Raw genomic sequence first — 16,389 nt, forward strand, 5'->3', positions numbered from 1 at the left:
TTGAGCGTCGGTAGTTCAGAAAGGTGACGATGTTTTTTGGTGCAGGCAGATCCCGTGAGCAGCGCCCCCTGAATCTGGCGACTTCGCCGGGCCGGGTGGTGGCGGTGCAGCTTGTCAGCGAAGCGCCTGCAGCGCAGCCGCAGCTGGCGGTGGCACGCGTGCTGGATGCTACGGGCAATACGGTTGCGCGCCTCGAGCAGATGGCGCAGGCCCTGTCCCTGCGTCAGAGTCCGCTGCGCTTGCTGCTGGAGCCGGACGAGTACCAGTTCCTGCAGACCGAGCTGCCCAATGTGCCGGACGAAGAACTGAACACCGCATTGCGCTGGCAGATCAAGGAAATGCTGCGCTATCCGCTGGACGCTGTGACGCTTGAAGTCATTCCGCCGCCGCCCGATCCGCTCGGCCAGCGGCGCACCAACGGTTTCGTGGTGGCCGCGCCGAATGATTTGCTGCGCGAGCGCATGCTGATGTTCCGGCCCTGGAGTTCCAGCGTGCGGGCCATTGATGTGATTGAAATGGCTCAGCGCAATCTGGCCGACCGCCTGGAAGAGCCCGGGCGTGGCACCGCAGTGCTGGCGATCACTCCGGGCGGCTGCCTGCTCACTGCCAGCCGTGAGGGTGTGCCGTATTTCGTGCGCGGCTTCGATCTCTCCAGCCTGGCCTTGCAGGCCAGCGAAACGCTGCGCCGCGAGCAGCTCGATCGGCTGGTGCTGGAGCTGCAGCGCTCGGTGGATGTGCTGGAGCGTCAGCTGGGTTTCCTGAACGTTTCCACCTTGTGGATTGCGCCGTTTGCGCATGCGGGAGAGTTGCTGAGCCTCCTGATCGATACCCTCTACCTGCCGGTGAAGCTGATCGATCTGGCGACCCTGTTTGACTGTAGCCGCTGCCCGCTGCCGGTTGATCCAGAGGAGCAGGCCGCGCTCTTCCATGCCCTGGGCATGGCCCTGCGCGGGCCGGGGGGCGCGCCATGAAGGCCTTCATCAATCTGGCCAACCCAGCCCTGTTGCCGCCCAAGCCCTTCTTCCAGTTCCGTACCATGATGCTGGCGCTGGGCCTGGTACTGCTGATGCTGATCGGCCTGAGCAGCTTCATCCGCTGGAGCCTGGCGAGCTACCTCGCCGTTGCGCAGCAGGCCCAGCTGCGTGTCACCGCCCGCGAGGCGCAACTCAAGGCCCAGCAGGCCTTGCTGACCGTGCGCGAGAAGAGTCCGCAAGTGACGCTGGATCTGGCTGCCGCGCACGCCGAAACGGCACGCCTGCGGCAGATTGCCGTCAACCTAGCAGGGCAGGAGGGCGGGCCGCAGGCCTCCGCCAGCCTCGCCGCACTGTCGTCCGCGGTGCTGCCCGGCGTGTGGCTGGAGCAGGTGGCGTGGCAGCGTGGCGCCGTTTCCCTGCAAGGCTATGCCTTGCGCGCGCCTCAGGTGCCGGAGTATCTGGAGCGTCTGCGCAGCCAGGAGGCTTTCCGCAAACAGCGTTTCGAAATGTTTGAACTCGGCCGCAAGCAGTTTCCGGCGCCGGCGGGTGTGGCTGCGCCCGAGGCCCTGGCCTTCAGCCTGCAGGCGCGAACGGGGAGCGGGCGGCCATGAAGAAAGCCTGGCTCTTTGTCGCGGATCGTTTTGATGCCTTGCAAGCGCGTGAGCGCCTGCTGGTCTTTCTCGGGCTGGCGGCGCTGCTGGCCGGCATCTTCATGTTCAGCGTGCTGGAGCCGGCGCTCTCGCGCTATCGCCAGGCCCGGCAGAGCCTGCAAGAGAGTGAGCGCAGCCTGGCCAGCCTGAGCCAGGAGGAGAGCCTGCTGATCGAGGGCAGTCAGCGCGATCCGGATGCTGCAGAGCGTAGCGCGCTCGGGGAGGCGGAACGTGAGATTGCGCTTCTGCACAGTCGCCTGACCGGCCCCGAGGCTCGCCTGCTTGCGCCCGAGCGCATGAGTGCCTTGCTACAGGCGCTGATCGCAGCGCAGAAGAATCTGCTTCTGGTCTCGATCCGCTCTGGCGAACCTGTGGATCTGCTGGCCGCTGCCAGCGCACCGGCTGCCACGCCCGGCGGCTCGAGCCTCTACCGTCACAGCGTGAAGCTGGTGCTGCAGGGGGATTACCCGGCACTGGCCGCCTATCTGCACGCCGTCGAACGCTTGCCGGTACAGCTGGAAGTGAGCGCTTATACGCTGCAAGTGCAGGAGTGGCCGCAGGCCCGCCTGAGCCTGACGCTCGATTTCAACAGTCTGGAGCGCGCATGGCTAGGTTTCTGATGCTCCTTCTCGCCCTGTGGACCCTGCCTGCGCTGGCGCAGACGGACCCGTTACGCCCGCCACCCGGTTTCTTCATGCCTGGTGCTGCCCCGGCGACGGTCGAAGAAGCGCTGCGCCTGCAAGGCGTGCAACTTTCCGCCGGACGCCAGCGCGCCCTCATCAACGGGCGCAGCCTGGCGCCGGGCGAGCGCATCGGCGATTACCGTCTGCTCAGCCTGGATGCCGCTTCCGCCTTGCTGCAAGGCCCTGCCGGTCGCTTGCGTCTGCATCTGCTGCCTGCTTCGCAGGCCGCCCCGACTATCTCATCCCCGCTGCCGCCGGGAGGTCGAACCGAATGAAAACACTCTCCAGTCTCGTCCTTGTGCTCTTGCTGAGCGCCTGTGTTGCCCAGCAGGCAGCCAGGAAGCCGGCTGACACGATCCGCGCCGAACTGGCTGCGGCCGCCGCCCAGCCACCCTCCGCGCCGCAACTCGCGCCGGGCCAGCAGAGCGCTTTCTATCCTTCGCTGCGCCTGGATATGCCGGAGGCCACCGCGCGGGTGATGGAGCCGCGTTTCGATCTGGTGGTGAGTGATGCTCCGGTGCGCCAGGTGTTCCTGAGCATGGTGGCCGACACCCGCTACTCGATGCTTTTGCCCAACGACCTGGATGGCAAGGTGACGGTGAGCCTCAAGGATGTGAGCGTGCGCGAAGCGCTGGATGCGCTGCGCGAACTCTACGGTTATGAATACCGCATCGATGGCAGCCGCATCTTCATCCAGGGGCGCAGCCTGCAGACGCGAATCATGAAGGTCAATTACCTCAACGCAGTGCGCAAGGGCACTTCCGATATCCGGGTGATTTCCGGCTCGGTCAGCGATTCCGCCAGCAGCTCAGGCAGCACTACGGCGGGCACCAGTGGCACGAGCTCCAATACCAGCACCAATTTCGTGACCAGCAAGATCACGACCACCGCTCAGAGTGATTTCTGGGGCGAGTTGCAGGAGGCGGTGAAATCCATCATCGGTACGGCGGAAGGGCGCAGCGTGGTGGTGAGTCCGCAAAGCGGCGTATTGGTGGTGCGCGCCTTGCCTGGCGAGATTGCTCAGGTGGAAGCCTTTCTGGCCGCCTCGCAGCTGACCCTGGAGCGCCAGGTGATCATCGAGGCCAAGATCATGGAAGTGGTGCTCTCCGATAGCTTTCAGGCCGGCATCAACTGGGCCGCTTTTGGCGGCAGCCGCATCAGCGCCGGCCAGCTCACGCCGGGTAGCAGCATCAGCCAGGGCGGGGCGATCAGCACCACACCGATCGGCACCAGCGGGGTAGGCAACATTTCGAACAGCTCCGACGCGGTGGGCGCCATGTTCGGCATGATCCTGCGCAGCAGCAACTTCACTGCGGTGATCAATCTGCTTGAGGAGCAGGGGCGAGTGCATGTGCTATCCAGCCCACGCGTGGCTGCACTGAACAACCAGAAGGCGGTGCTCAAGGTGGGGACTGACAACTTTTTTGTCACCAACATCAGTTCCACGGCCTCTACCACCAGCAACGGCAACCCGACCTCCACGCCCAACCTGACCCTGCAGCCTTTCTTCTCCGGTGTGGCGCTGGACGTGACACCGCAAATCGATGGTGAAGACCGCATTACCCTGCATATCCATCCGATGGTCAGCAAGGTCACGGCGGTCACCCAGGAAATCAACCTCGGTACCCTCGGAAAGTTCAGCCTGCCGCTGGCCTCCAGCCAGGTCAGCGAGATGGATAGCGTGGTACGCATCCGCGATGGTCAGATGGTGGCCCTCGGCGGCCTGATCCGTGAAGGCGCGGCCAACACCGACCAGGGCATCCCGGGGGCGAGCAATCTGCCCATCGTCGGCAATCTGTTCAAGAACCAGAGCATCGAATCGGAGCGGCGCGAGCTGGTGATTCTGCTGCGCCCGACGGTGGTGCAGAACCCCGGCAACTGGTCCGACGACATCCGGCAGAGCAATGCCCGCGTCGGCCGTCTGCTCGATGAGCGTGGCAACCCCAGCGGGGGGCCGCAATGAACGCGTCGAGCCGCCTCGTGAGCGGCGCGCTGCTGGTGTGCTGCCTGCTGCCGGCGTTTGCGGCGTCTGCCGCGGAGCCAGCTCGCGCCAGCCGGGCTGCGCCGGCCAAAGTGCTCAGTGCGCCCGAACGGGCTCGCCAGTACCTGCGCAGCGGCCGCGTGGTGGAGGCCGCCGATAGCCTGCGTGCCCATCTCCAGTTGCAGCCGCAGGATCTCGACAGCCGCCGCCTGTTGCTGCAACTGCTGCTTGATGGTGGCCATCACACCGAAGCCGAGGCCCAGTTGTCCGAGGCGCTGGCGCTGCAGCCGGATGTGCCGGATTTGCGCCGCCTGCAGGCCAGCCTGCTGGCCCGGCGTGGCGAAGCCGCGCTGGCGCTCGCCAGCCTGCACCGCTCGGCCAGCTTTGGCCAGCACGCAGGGGATCTGGCTTTTGCCGGCCAGCTGGCCCTACAGGTCGGCCAGCCCGAGGCGGCGCGCGAGCATTTCGAACAGGCTTTGCGCCTTGGCCCGGTGCTGCCGCGCTGGCAACTGGCCTTGGCCGGAGTGCGCCTGAGTCTGGGCGACAAAGCGGGGGCCCGCGCTCTGCTGGAGGCCATACCGGCGGAGAGTTTGGCGGACTATGCTGATAGCTCGTATGCCAAGCAGCTGATGGCTGCGGCCAGACTGGCCGACTGAGCCATTGCCGTCCGCAGGGTGCCATTCCGGGGGAGCGCGCATGGGATCACTGTTTCACGCCAGCTCGATCCGCCGCAGCCTGTTGTGGCGCTCCTTGTTCATTGTGCTGCTGGCGCTGCTGGTGTTCGCAGCGACTACCTATTACCTCGTCATCCTGCCCGGGCAGCAGCGCTCGGCTGAGGCACAGATGCAGGCCAGCTCGGCGGAGCTGGAACATCGTCTGCTTCGCCTCCTGCGTCTGGTGGAAACCACCGTACGCGTCAGTCGCACCTGGATCATCGAGAGCCGTTTCGCGCTGGATACACAGAAGCCTTTCGATCAGGGTCTGTCGATCGATATCGAGGCGCTGCGGCGTCTGAACCAGTTCTTCGTGCCGATCCTCGATAACAACCAGGAAGTTTCCTCGGTCATCCTTGCAGACGAATCGGGCGCTGAAGCGCTGACTCTGCGCGATCGACAGGGGCAGCTTATCAATCGTCTGAGCAATCCCGCACGCTGGGGGCGCCAAGTCTATTGGATCACCTGGGACCAAGGCTTGCGCTATCCACGCATTGAGCGGCGCGAGATGGATTACGACGCCCGCAAGCGACCATGGTTTGCCGGAGGCATGGCACTGAAGAGCGATGGCGAGCTGTTCTGGACTCCGCCCTACACCTTCTTCACCACCCGTGAGCCCGGCGTGACGGCGGTGTCACGCCTGACTGCGGCCGATGGGCGCCGCTATCTGATTGCCCACGATGTGAGCCTGCTCGATCTTTCTCATTTCACGCGCGAATTGCAGGCGGGAAAGAATGGGGTCGGCGCTTTGTTCGATAGCCAGATGCGCCTCCTGGGGGTGCCGCGCAGCCCGCATTACCAGAACGAGGAGGCGATCAAGCAGGCCGTGCTTCAGCCGATTGATCGCGAACCGCTGCTGGCCGTGCGTGAGGCCACGCGCCACTGGCAGCAAGCGGGTCAGCCCGACACGCAGCTCGGGCATCTGAAGCTCACCGATGGCGAGGCATGGCTCTACCAGTTTCGCAGTCTGCGGCTGGGTTCCCAGCAGGTGTGGCTGGGCGTGTATGCCCCGGCGGCTGACTACGCCTTGCTTGGCTCGCGTGAGCTGAGTGTGCTGGGCATCCTGACCCTGCTCACTCTGGGGCTGACTGCTTGCGTGATGTTGCCCAGTGCACGTGGCTTTGCCCGCCCGCTCGAAAAACTGGTGGTCGAGAGCGAGCGCATTGGCCGCATGGAGCTCGATCAGCCGGTGGCTGTCACCTCCCGCCTGATCGAAGTACGCCAGTTGGTGGCTGCGCAGGAAGCGATGCGCGAGAGCCTGTTGGGTACCACGCGCAGCCTGGAAGAGGCCAATGCCACGCTCGAAGCCAAGGTGGCCGAGCGTACCCATGCGCTTGAAGAGAGCAGCCGGAGCGCCGAGGATTCGCGCAAGCAACTGATGACCATGGCCAACGCCTTGCCCTGCGCGGTTTTTCGATACGAGGCCGGCGCCGGCGGAGGCGGGCAGTTTGCTTTTGTGAGCGCCATGGCCTGCGAAATATGGGGGATTACGTTGAGCCAGATGCTGCGCGATTTCGAGCAGCGCTGGGGTCGGGTGCATCCGGAGGACGCCGCTCCGGCACGTGCCTCGTTCGAGGCCGCCATCGAGGCTCGTGAGGGCATCGAATCCTTGTTCCGACTGGTCGATCCGGAGGGCGCCGTGCGCTGGATCGAAACCCGCGCCCAGGTGGCGCAGACCGAGGACGGCCGCTGGATCTGGAACGGCTACTGGCTGGACGTGACTGCGCAGCAGGAGGCCAATCGCGCACTGGCCGATCGCATGGAGTTTCAGCGCGTGCTGGTCGACACCATTCCCTATCCGATTTTCTACAAGGGGCCGGACGCCCGTTTTCTCGGCTTCAACCGCAGCTACTGCGAAACCTTCGGTGTGGCGCGCGAAGCCTTGCTCGGCAAGCAGGTGCTGGATCTGGAATACCTGCCGCTAGCCGACCGGATCATCTACCAGCAGGAGGATGAGGACATCATCGCGCGTACCGGCAGCCTGCAGCGCGAAGCCCTGATTCCGTTTGCCGATGGCCAGGCGCACCACACGTTGTATTGGGTATCGGGTTTTCGCAAGGCTGATGGAAGCCCAGGCGGGCTGGTAGGTACCTTTGTCGATATCTCGGCCCAAAAGGCCGCCGAAGCCCAGATGACCCAGGCCAAAGAGTTGGCCGAGGAGGCCGCGCGCATCAAGTCCGACTTTCTGGCCAACATGAGCCACGAGATCCGTACGCCGATGAACGCGGTGATCGGGATGGCTCACCTGATGCAGAAAACCGGGCTGGACCTGCGCCAGCGCGACTACCTTGCCAAGATCCAGCGTTCCAGCCAGCACCTGCTTGGCATCCTGAACGACATCCTGGACTTCTCCAAGATCGAGGCCGGCAAGCTGGAGGTGGAGGAAGCGGATTTCGATCTCGAACGCCTGCTTGAGAACGTGGCCGACCTGATCGCCGAGAAAACCGCAGCCAAGGGCCTCGAGCTGATTTTCGACATTGCCGCCGATGTGCCGCGTCAGCTGCGCGGCGATGCCCTGCGCCTGGGGCAGGTGCTGATCAATTACGCCAACAATGCGGTGAAATTCACCGAGCGTGGCGAGATCACCATCCAGGCGCGCCTGCGCCACTCAAGCGAGACGCGTGCGCTGGTGTATTTCGCGGTGCGCGATACCGGCATCGGCCTGACGCCCGAACAGCAGGCCCGCCTGTTCCAGAGCTTTCAGCAGGCGGATGCCTCCACCACCCGCAAGTACGGCGGTACCGGCCTGGGCCTGGCAATCTGCAAGAGCCTTGCCAGCCTGATGGGGGGAGAGGTTGGCGTGGAGAGTGCAGCCGGGCAGGGCAGCTGTTTCTGGTTCACTGCCAGCCTCGGCCTTGGGGAGACTCAGAGCAGGACGCTGCTACCGGATCCGGATCTGCGTGGCCTGCCGGTGCTGGTGGTGGATGACAACGAGAACGCCCGCACGGTGCTGGCCGAGATGCTCGGCAGCATGAGCTTCCGGGTGGTCACCGCGGCGGGCGGGCGCGAGGCGCTGGCAGCGCTGCGCGAAGCGGCCCAGGCCGGTCAGCTGCCAAGCATCGTGTTTCTCGACTGGCAGATGCCGGGCATGGACGGCATCGAGCTGGCACGGGCCATCGGCGAGCTGAGCCTGGCGCCGGCCCCGCGCCTGATCATGGTGACGGCTTACGGCCGCGAAGAAGTCATGAAAGCCGCGCCGGGCGTTGGCATCGACTATGTGCTGGTCAAGCCGGTGAATGCCTCGCTGCTCTTTGATGCCGCCATGCGCTTGCTGGGCGGCACGCTGGTGGAGCCGGCGCCGGGCCTCACCGGGCTGGATGTTGATGAAAGCCGCCTCGGCAGCATCGCCGGTGCGCGCATCCTGCTGGTGGAAGACAATGATCTGAACCAGGAAGTGGCCTGTGGCCTGCTCGCGGATGCCGGCTTCGAAGTGGAGGTGGCTGAAAACGGAGCCCAGGCGCTCGAGCGCCTCGCTGTCAGTCACTACGATCTGGTCTTGATGGACATGCAGATGCCGGTCATGGATGGTCCGGCAGCCACCCGCGAGATCCGCCGCCAGCCGGCCCTGGCCAATCTGCCGGTGATCGCCATGACGGCGAACGCCATGCAGCAGGATCGCGAGCTATGCGCCGAGGCCGGCATGAATGATTTCGTCACCAAGCCGATCGATCCTGGCGCCTTGTGGGCCGCATTGCTGTGCTGGATTCCCCCGCGCCATTCCTCGGCCGAGGCTGCGCCCTTGGCACGGCCCGCGGCGGCGGAGTCCTCGGTCGTGCTGCCGGAGGTTCTGGACGGCGTCGATATGCAGGCTGGCCTTAAGCATGTGATGGGCAAGCGCGCGCTCTATCTCAGCCTGCTGCACAAGTTTCGCGACGGTCAGCGCGGTACGCTGGCCGCACTCCAGGCGGCTCTCGATCTTCAGGATTACGCCAGCGCAGAGCGCCTCGCGCACACCACCAAAGGCGTCGCCGGCAATATCGGTGCGGCCACCGTGCAGGCCCGCGCGGCGGTACTCGAAGCGGCGCTGCGCGAGCAGCGCATGGAACAAGTGCCGGCTGCACTGGCTGGGCTGGCCGAGGCGCTGAACATGGCACTGGCGAGTCTGGATGCGCACCTTGCTGAAGTGAGGTGCGAGGCGGCTGAAAGCTCGCCGGAGGCGCTGCTCAGCCTGTGCCGCGAGCTCAGTGCCCGTCTGGCCGACGATGATTCGGCAGCAGTCGACAGTTTTGAGGCCGCCGCCGGCGCGTTGCGTGCGGCCTTCCCGAGTCGTTTCACGCTCATTGAAGGTGCAATCCGGAGTTTCGACTTCGAGACCGCACTCACGACCCTGCAAGACGCGCTCGCTGAGCGCGGCATTCGCCTGTGAGGAGTTCGCCATGGACCTGATCGAGATCGAGAAAGCCACGGTACTGGTTGTGGATGACACGCCGGACAATCTGAGCCTCATGAGTGGCTTGCTCAAGGAACACTATCGCGTCAAGGTCGCCAGCAATGGTGACAAGGCCCTGCGCATTGCGGCCGCCACCCCGGCTCCGGACCTGATCCTGCTCGACATCATGATGCCCGACATGGATGGCTACGAAGTCTGCCGACGCCTCAAGCTGGACGCTGCCACGCGCGATATCCCGATCATCTTCCTCACCGCGCGGTCCGAAACCGAGGATGAAGAGAAGGGCCTGGCGCTCGGTGCGGTCGATTACATCACCAAGCCGATCAGCCCGCCGATCGTGCTGGCGCGTGTGCAGACCCATCTGAACCTCAAGGCCAGTGCCGACTTTCTGCGTAGCAAGAGCGATTTTCTGGAGCAGGAGGTTGCTCGCCGCACCCTCGAAATCATGGCCATCCAGGATGTGACCATCCTTGCCATGGCCTCCCTGGCCGAGACGCGGGATAGCGATACCGGCAACCATATCCGCCGCACCCAGTTCTACGTCAAGGCGCTGGCCGAAAAGCTGCGCAGCCATCCGCGCTTTGCCGCCTACCTCACCGACTACACCATCGGCATGTTGTTCAAGTCTGCCCCGTTGCACGATATCGGCAAGGTTGGCATTCCGGATCGCATCCTGCTCAAGCCGGGTCGCTTCGAAGCGCATGAGTTCGAGATCATGAAGACCCACACCACACTCGGGCGTGATGCCATTGCCCATGCCGAAGAAGCCCTCGGTACCCGCGTGGAATTCCTCAGCATGGCCAAGGAGATTGCCTACTCCCATCAGGAAAAGTGGGATGGCAGCGGCTATCCGGAGGGCCTGGCCGGGGACTCCATCCCCGTTTCAGCGCGGCTGATGGCACTGGCTGACGTGTATGACGCCCTGATCAGTCGTCGTGTGTACAAGGAGGGTATGCCGCATGAGAAGGCGGTGAGCATCATTCTGGAGGGGCGCGGGAGCCATTTCGACCCCGACGTAGTCGATGCCTTTGCCGAAATCCAGGAAGAGTTTCGCGCAATTGCCCTGCGCTACGCAGATTCCGATCTCGATATGGCGCGGAAAACAGACTATCAGCTCATTTCCGGCATGGGCGCGGCCCCCGGTAATGCCACCTGATAAGGCGCAAAGCCTCTTGCGGCAAGGGTTTTGGCGCAGATAAAGAGAGGTGAATGTCTTATATAAGATGGTTATTAAACGGAGCTTATTCCGGAATCCAAACATCCGATTGGATTTGATCTGGCGCAACTCATAGTATTCACACCAAGCACTCCCCCCGGTGCTCAGGTAAATGAAAGAGAGGCTTGAAATGGTTCCCAGTTTTGGTTTGTTTGAATTCGAACCCGCACACAAGGCTTTCGTGAGCAGCGAAGATCAGGAACGTGCAGGTTATCTGGCTGAAGTCGTGCTGAACAGCACCGAATTCGGCGCCGGCAACCACAGCGAATCTGCTGCCCGCCGCAGCGGAATCTCCAGTGCGCCGATGTTCAACCCCTTCTGATAGCGGGTTGCAAGCAGAGTCAGAAACGGCCCGCTAAGTGCGGGCCGTTTTATTTTTTCAGCCGGTTTCCGGCTTTGAGAAAGATTTTCAGCGTTGTGCCTGCCTTGCAGGCTTTTAATTCCTTTTTCACCGCGCTGAAGTCTATTTGCATGACCACTTGATACGCTGGATTTTCCCTGATTCAAGAGAAAGTCCAGCCATCATGCGCATTCCCATTTCGTCTTCCGCCCGTTCGCTGTGTCACGCTGGCGGTGTGCTGGCTCTGCTGAGCCTCGCAGCCTGTGGCGGTGGTACCACTTCGGACGACGAGCTCAGTATTTCTGGCATTACCCAGTCTGCCACCACCGTCGATTGTGGCGCGGCGGCGTATGCCACGGCTTCGGTCAGTTATGACGGCGATGTGACGGCCAGCGACATTGATTACAGCTGGGTGCAAAGCTCAGGTACTTCGGTATCGTTGAGCTCAAGTAATACTTCCAAGGTCTATTTCACCGCCCCTTCGAGCGCCGGCACGGTGGTTCTGAAGCTCACCGTGAGCACCGATTCACTGAGCGATTCGGAGTCGGTCAGCTTCACGGTGTCTGGTTCCAGTTGCAGCTAATGCGGCTAGGCTGAAAATGACAAAGGGCGCCTGCGGCGCCCTCTATTTTTAGTTTGACCCGCTCAGATCAGATCGGCATTTATCACCGTCTTGAGCACGGTCTGCAGCTCACCATTGCGTTCGCGCAGCTGAAACCACCACAAGGCGCCTTTCTTGAAGGACAGGGCGCTGTCCTCGTCGCGCAGCAACAAGGACGCGACCTGGCCCAGGGTTGGCTGATGGCCGACCACCAAAACCGCGCCACCGGCTTCCGGCCAGCCAGCGGCTTCGAGCAGGCTTTGCGGCGTGGCGTCCAGGCCGACAGCCGGGTTGATTTCGTAGTCCGAGCGCCAGGCTTCGATGGTTTGCCGTGTGCGGGTGGCCGGACTGACCAGCACCCGCAGCTCGGCCGGGGCGTGTTCATCCAGCCAGCGCGCCATGCGCTGGGATTGCTTCAGCCCGCGCGGGGTGAGGGTGCGGCTGATGTCGGGGCTGCCCTCACCGGCGTCGGCGTGACGCCACAGCAACAGATCCAAGATTTTTCTCCTGTGTCGGCTATTTGCCGGCCGTGTGTTTTTTGCCGAGTAGTTTTCGGCAACGCGGCAGGATAGCGCGGCGAAGTTGCAGGCTTGTTGCAGCTTGCCAGCCCACTACGAAGGCGACTGCTTCAGTGAGCTCGGGCCGACTGCGAGAGAAGTCCGCGAGGCGTGGCATGGCAAGTGCGAGGTCGTGCAGGTGGCCCAGGTCCGCCTGCAACTCGGCCAGGCTGTTGGTGGTGGCCGCCTGTTTCTTGTCCAGGGTGGCGGCGAACAGTTCCTGCCCCAGGCGCAGGCGTCTGGTGGCAATCCGCAAGGCATGCAGCGCTTCGGTGCTGCGCTCTGTGTCAGCGCAGCGGTAGCGGCGCTGAGCCTGGCGCTGCAAGCGTGCGAGTGCTTGGGCGGCGAATGCTTCGAGCGGCATTTGAGCTTCCGCTTGCGGGAGGGCATGCAGGGCTCGGGTGAGGGCCAGCAGGGGCTGGCCTGCGCCGGGCGCGGCGAGGCGGGCCCGAACGGCGGCGTGGGCATGCTGGCGGGCGGCGGATGCGTGGGTCAGCAGGGCCGGCAGGCGCGCATCGCTGTCGCCCTCGGTGACGGCCAGAATTTCGTCGCAGAGCACATCCAGATCACGCGCTTCGGCGAGGCTGGCGGCTTCGCGACGCAGGGTGGCTTGCCAGTGGGCCGTGAAGCTTTCTGGCAGCAACGGCGCAAACAGGCGGATCAGGCTGCGCAGGCGGCGCAGGGCAAGGCGTAGCTGGTGGATGAATTCGGCATTGTCGCTACTGATTGCAGCATGCTGATTGGCGGCCCAGGCCGCAATTTCCGTAAAGGCTGCCGCGCTGAAGGCTGCCAAAGGCTGGGTTTTTGGATTCGCCGGGCTGATCCTGTGGTGCTCGGGAAGGATGGGGTCGCCGCGAAACAGGCGGTAGCCGCGCGCGGCCTTGCTCGGGTCGTAGGGCAGCAGCGGCAGGCTGGCGGCAAGTTCGCTGGCGATGGCCAGCAGATCATCTGCGCTGCCGTGCTCGAGCTCCAGCTCCAGCTCGCTGATGGCCTCGCTGCGGCCGTTGGCGCTGACTTCGCCGGAATCGATCATCACCAGCACGCGCACGTCAGCCGAAGGGGTGAGAAGCAGGGTCTGGCGGCGGAAGTTGGTGGTAAATAGCGGCACGATGGCGTCGCGATGTACTTCGAGCAGCTTGCGCGGCGCCTCGGCATCCACTGCCGAGAAATCGAACTCGCCCGTGAAGTGCTGCTCCCATTCAGGCCGCGACGAGAGACCGCCGAAAGACTCGGCTGCGCATTTCACGGTCTGCAGCCAGGTGTCGCCGATCTTGCGGGTGCGCAGGGCAACCCGGCGTGCAGACAGTGCCATGTCCGGCGTGTCGTAATAGGTGTTGATCAGCTCATTGGCTGCGCCCAGGCGCTCGGCACGGGCCAGCAGCGGGTGGGAGAGGATGGCCGCGTGGGCGGCAGGTGCAAAGGCCAGCTTGAGTTCGATCTCCCTGGCCATTACAGGGCCTTCCAGTGGCCGGACTTGCCACCTTCTTTTTCGAGCAGGCGGATGGATTCGATCTGCATGCCGCGATCCATGGCCTTGGCCATGTCGTAGATGGTCAGCAGTGCCACGCTGGCAGCCGTGAGCGCTTCCATCTCCACGCCGGTGCGGCCCACGGTTTCGGCCGTGACGGTGCAGTCGATGGCGCTCGCGGCTTCGTCGATCGTGAATTCCACGGCAACTCTGGTCAGCGGGATCGGATGGCAGAGTGGAATCAGCTCAGCTGTGCGTTTGGAACCCTGAATCGCGGCAATGCGCGCGATGCCCAGAACGTCGCCCTTCTTGTTGTTGCCGGCGAGGATGGTGGCAAGGGTTTGCGGCTGCATGCGGATGCGTCCGGCAGCCACTGCGCGGCGGGCAGTTTCGGTCTTGGCACCCACATCAACCATGTGGGCTTGGCCCTGGGCATCGAAGTGGGTGAGGGGAGATTGACTCATATGGAGGACTCTTTGCAGTTTTTTAGGCGGCCCGTGCGCTGTGGTTTTGAACGCATCAAGCCGGGCAGTATCATAGCCGGATGCAAATTCATTCTGCTCCCTGTCGCCTGTTGGCACGGCTGCTGATTGCCGTGTTGTTGATCCAGCCTGTGGCTGCCCAGCAGTTGGCCAACCGCCTGCCGGATCTGGGGGATCCCGCCCAGCAATCGCTCTCGCCCGCCCAGGAGCGCCGTATTGCCGAAGAGGTGATGCGCGAGGTGCGTTTCCGCGAGCCAAGCTATCTGGACGACCCCGAGGTCGAGGAATACCTCGCGGCGCTTGGGCGCTCCCTCACATCGAGCCCGGTGGTGGCTGGCCAAAACTACCAGTTCTTCGTGCTGAATGATCGCACCATCAATGCTTTCGCCATGCCGGGCGGGGTGATCGGCTTGCATACCGGGCTGATTGCGACGGCTGCCACCGAGTCCGAGCTGGCCTCGGTGATGGCGCACGAGATCGGTCACGTCGAGCAACACCATATGGCGCGAATGCTCTCGCGCCAGGGCAATACCACCGCCATGATGATCGGTTCGCTGCTGCTGGCCATCCTGGCCGGGCGCAACAGTCCGGCGGCGGCTGGCGCTTTGCTCGCTTCTGGCCAGGCGGCGGCAATCCAGAGTCAGCTCTCATATTCGCGTGACTATGAGCGCGAGGCGGACCGAGTCGGGCTGCAGATTCTGGACTCCTCCGGCTTTGATCCGGAAGGCATGCCGAGCTTCTTCGAGCGCATGTATGCCCAGACTCGCGGCATGGATAACAATGCACCGGCCTATCTGCGTACTCACCCGCTGACTCAGGACCGGGTGTCCGACATCGGTTCGCGCGTGCATCAGCTGCGCGCGCAGCCGCATGCCAGCTCCATCGATTTCGCGCTGGTGCGCAGTAAAGTCGAGGTCTTGCAGGCGGGAGGGCAGATTGCCCTGTCACGTCTGCTGCCGCGCAAGGTGGTGACGGCGCAGGAGCAGTCCTCCCGCTGGTATGGTTTGGCACGCGCCTACCTGGCCGAGAATCAGCTCGACAAGGCCGCTCAGGCGCTGGTGGAATTGCGCAAGCTGAAGCCGGATACCTCGATGCTGGCCATGCTCAGTGCCGACATCGAGCGTGCCCATGGCCGCTTCGATACGGCCGCACGCACCTGCCGTGAAGCGCGTACGCTCTATCCGATGCGCCGCTCGCTTCTGTATTGCGAGGCGGAATCCTGGCTCGCTGGCGGTAAGCCGGAAGAAGCCCTCAAGGTGGTCGACCCGCTGCTGCGGGCACCGAGTACGGACTACCGTCTCTACGTGCTGCAGTCCAAGGCTAACACTGCATTGGGACGTACCACCCAGGCACATCGCGCACTGGGCGAGGTCTACCTGCTGCAGGGGGATCTGAGCTCGGCACTGGATCAGTTGCAGATTGCCCAGCGTGCCGGTGGTGGTGATTACATGGAGCAGGCAGCTCTGGATGCGCGCCTGCGTGAAGTCAAAAAGCTGTTCGAAGAAGCGATGAAAGATCGCTGAGTCTTCCGGAAAGAGAACAAGATCATGAGTACAAGCGAACTCGACGTGCGCGGCCTGAAGTGTCCGCTGCCCATCCTGCGCACCAAGAAAGCCCTTGCCGGCATGGCAAGCGGCCAGTTGTTGCGTGTTCTCGCCACTGATCCCAGCGCCAAGAAGGATTTCGAAGCCTTCGCGCGCCAGACCGGACATGAGCTGGAAGATCAGAGCGCGGCGGATGCCGCTGAATTCATCTTCCTGATCCGTCGCAAGTAACAGAAAGAAGCAACCCTTGGCCCTGCGTTCCACCGTTTTCAAGGCGGAGGTCGGTATCTCCGACCTCGATCGTCACTATTACGCCGCCCACAATCTGATTCTGGCCCGGCATCCTTCCGAAACTGACGAGCGCATGATGGTGCGCGTGCTTGCCTTCATCTACAACGCCAGCGAGTCCCTAGAATTCGGCCGTGGCATTTCCACCGATGATGAGCCGGCCTTGTGGGAGCGTGATCTGACCGGCGCCGTGCAGCACTGGATCGAAGTCGGCCAGCCTGACGAGCGCCTCGTGCGCCGGGCCTGCGGGCGCGCCGACAAGGTCAGCGTCTATGCTTACGGCCGTGGCGTGGAACAGTGGTGGCAGCAGAATGCTGCAGCCTTCGGCAAGCAGGAAAAACTCACGGTGTGGCTGGTCGACAGCCGCCAGAGCCAGGCGCTTGCAGCCCTAGCCGAGCGTGGCATGCAGCTGCAGTGCACGCTGCAGGATGGCAACGCGATGGTCGCGGCGGATGCCGATACCCTCGACATCGAACTCAAGCGACTCACCGAGGAGCGCTGA

Annotated in this window: 16 protein-coding genes; 13 read left to right on the forward strand and 3 right to left on the reverse strand. The window is 63.7% G+C overall.

Annotated elements, in window-relative coordinates; translation table 11 throughout:
* Nucleotides 1-29 precede the first annotated feature (29 nt).
* The 10 genes from Q3Y64_RS01210 (at nt 30) to Q3Y64_RS01255 (ending at nt 11,530) form a co-directional block, all read left to right on the forward strand.
* On the forward strand, nt 30-971 hold the full coding sequence (locus tag Q3Y64_RS01210; RefSeq protein WP_303559569.1) for a hypothetical protein: 942 nt from the start codon (nt 30-32) through the stop codon (nt 969-971).
* Nucleotides 968-1,585 (forward strand): PilN domain-containing protein, encoded by a 618-nt coding sequence (locus tag Q3Y64_RS01215; protein WP_303559571.1) that lies wholly within the window; start codon nt 968-970, stop codon nt 1,583-1,585. The genes Q3Y64_RS01210 and Q3Y64_RS01215 overlap by 4 nt, the downstream gene beginning before the upstream one ends.
* Entirely contained in the window at nt 1,582-2,244 is a 663-nt protein-coding gene (gspM, locus tag Q3Y64_RS01220) for a type II secretion system protein GspM (RefSeq protein WP_101942466.1), read from the forward strand. The genes Q3Y64_RS01215 and gspM overlap by 4 nt, the downstream gene beginning before the upstream one ends.
* Entirely contained in the window at nt 2,229-2,582 is a 354-nt protein-coding gene (locus tag Q3Y64_RS01225; RefSeq protein WP_143707409.1) for a hypothetical protein, read from the forward strand. The genes gspM and Q3Y64_RS01225 overlap by 16 nt, the downstream gene beginning before the upstream one ends.
* Entirely contained in the window at nt 2,579-4,270 is a 1,692-nt protein-coding gene (gene mshL, locus Q3Y64_RS01230; RefSeq protein ID WP_101942468.1) for a pilus (MSHA type) biogenesis protein MshL, read from the forward strand. The genes Q3Y64_RS01225 and mshL overlap by 4 nt, the downstream gene beginning before the upstream one ends.
* Nucleotides 4,267-4,944: a tetratricopeptide repeat protein gene (locus Q3Y64_RS01235; protein ID WP_303559577.1), complete on the forward strand. Its 678-nt coding sequence runs from the start codon at nt 4,267-4,269 to the stop codon at nt 4,942-4,944. The genes mshL and Q3Y64_RS01235 overlap by 4 nt, the downstream gene beginning before the upstream one ends.
* Before the next feature lie 40 nt (nt 4,945-4,984).
* On the forward strand, nt 4,985-9,367 hold the full coding sequence (locus Q3Y64_RS01240) for a response regulator (protein WP_303559579.1): 4,383 nt from the start codon (nt 4,985-4,987) through the stop codon (nt 9,365-9,367).
* Between the two features lie 10 nt (nt 9,368-9,377).
* Nucleotides 9,378-10,547 carry a two-component system response regulator gene (locus tag Q3Y64_RS01245; protein ID WP_303559581.1) on the forward strand — a complete coding sequence of 390 codons (1,170 nt, stop codon included), beginning with the start codon at nt 9,378-9,380 and terminating at the stop codon, nt 10,545-10,547.
* 190 nt (nt 10,548-10,737) lie between these two features.
* Complete coding sequence (locus Q3Y64_RS01250) at nt 10,738-10,929, forward strand: hypothetical protein (RefSeq protein ID WP_101942472.1); 192 nt, start codon at nt 10,738-10,740, stop codon at nt 10,927-10,929.
* Between the two features lie 202 nt (nt 10,930-11,131).
* A complete protein-coding gene (locus tag Q3Y64_RS01255) occupies nt 11,132-11,530 on the forward strand; it encodes a hypothetical protein (protein ID WP_303559584.1) in 399 nt (132 codons plus the stop codon).
* Nucleotides 11,531-11,592: 62 nt separating this feature from the next.
* Here Q3Y64_RS01255 and Q3Y64_RS01260 read toward each other — a convergent pair whose 3' ends face one another.
* The 3 genes from Q3Y64_RS01260 to moaC are packed head-to-tail and all read right to left on the reverse strand — an operon-like array spanning nt 11,593 to nt 14,037.
* Nucleotides 11,593-12,045, reverse strand: a complete 453-nt coding sequence (locus tag Q3Y64_RS01260; RefSeq protein WP_101942474.1) for a histidine phosphatase family protein — start codon at nt 12,043-12,045, stop codon at nt 11,593-11,595.
* 19 nt (nt 12,046-12,064) lie between these two features.
* Nucleotides 12,065-13,555, reverse strand: coding sequence for a CYTH and CHAD domain-containing protein (locus tag Q3Y64_RS01265; RefSeq protein ID WP_303559586.1), 1,491 nt, complete (start codon nt 13,553-13,555; stop codon nt 12,065-12,067).
* Nucleotides 13,555-14,037 (reverse strand): cyclic pyranopterin monophosphate synthase MoaC, encoded by a 483-nt coding sequence (gene moaC / locus Q3Y64_RS01270; protein ID WP_303559588.1) that lies wholly within the window; start codon nt 14,035-14,037, stop codon nt 13,555-13,557. Before moaC ends, Q3Y64_RS01265 begins: the two co-directional genes overlap by 1 nt.
* Nucleotides 14,038-14,117: 80 nt before the next feature.
* On the opposite strand from moaC, the gene Q3Y64_RS01275 reads away from it, so the two are divergent.
* The 3 genes from Q3Y64_RS01275 to Q3Y64_RS01285 are packed head-to-tail and all read left to right on the forward strand — an operon-like array spanning nt 14,118 to nt 16,389.
* The gene (locus Q3Y64_RS01275; RefSeq protein ID WP_101942477.1) at nt 14,118-15,578 is read left to right on the forward strand and encodes a M48 family metalloprotease; all 1,461 of its coding nucleotides are present in this window, start codon (nt 14,118-14,120) and stop codon (nt 15,576-15,578) included.
* Nucleotides 15,579-15,602: 24 nt separating this feature from the next.
* Nucleotides 15,603-15,830 (forward strand): sulfurtransferase TusA family protein, encoded by a 228-nt coding sequence (locus Q3Y64_RS01280; protein WP_303559591.1) that lies wholly within the window; start codon nt 15,603-15,605, stop codon nt 15,828-15,830.
* Nucleotides 15,831-15,846: 16 nt separating this feature from the next.
* Entirely contained in the window at nt 15,847-16,389 is a 543-nt protein-coding gene (locus tag Q3Y64_RS01285; RefSeq protein WP_303559593.1) for a YaeQ family protein, read from the forward strand.

The sequence above is a fragment of the Uliginosibacterium sp. 31-12 genome, assembly GCF_030548425.1.
Classification (GTDB): Bacteria; Pseudomonadota; Gammaproteobacteria; order Burkholderiales; family Rhodocyclaceae; genus Uliginosibacterium; species Uliginosibacterium aquaticum.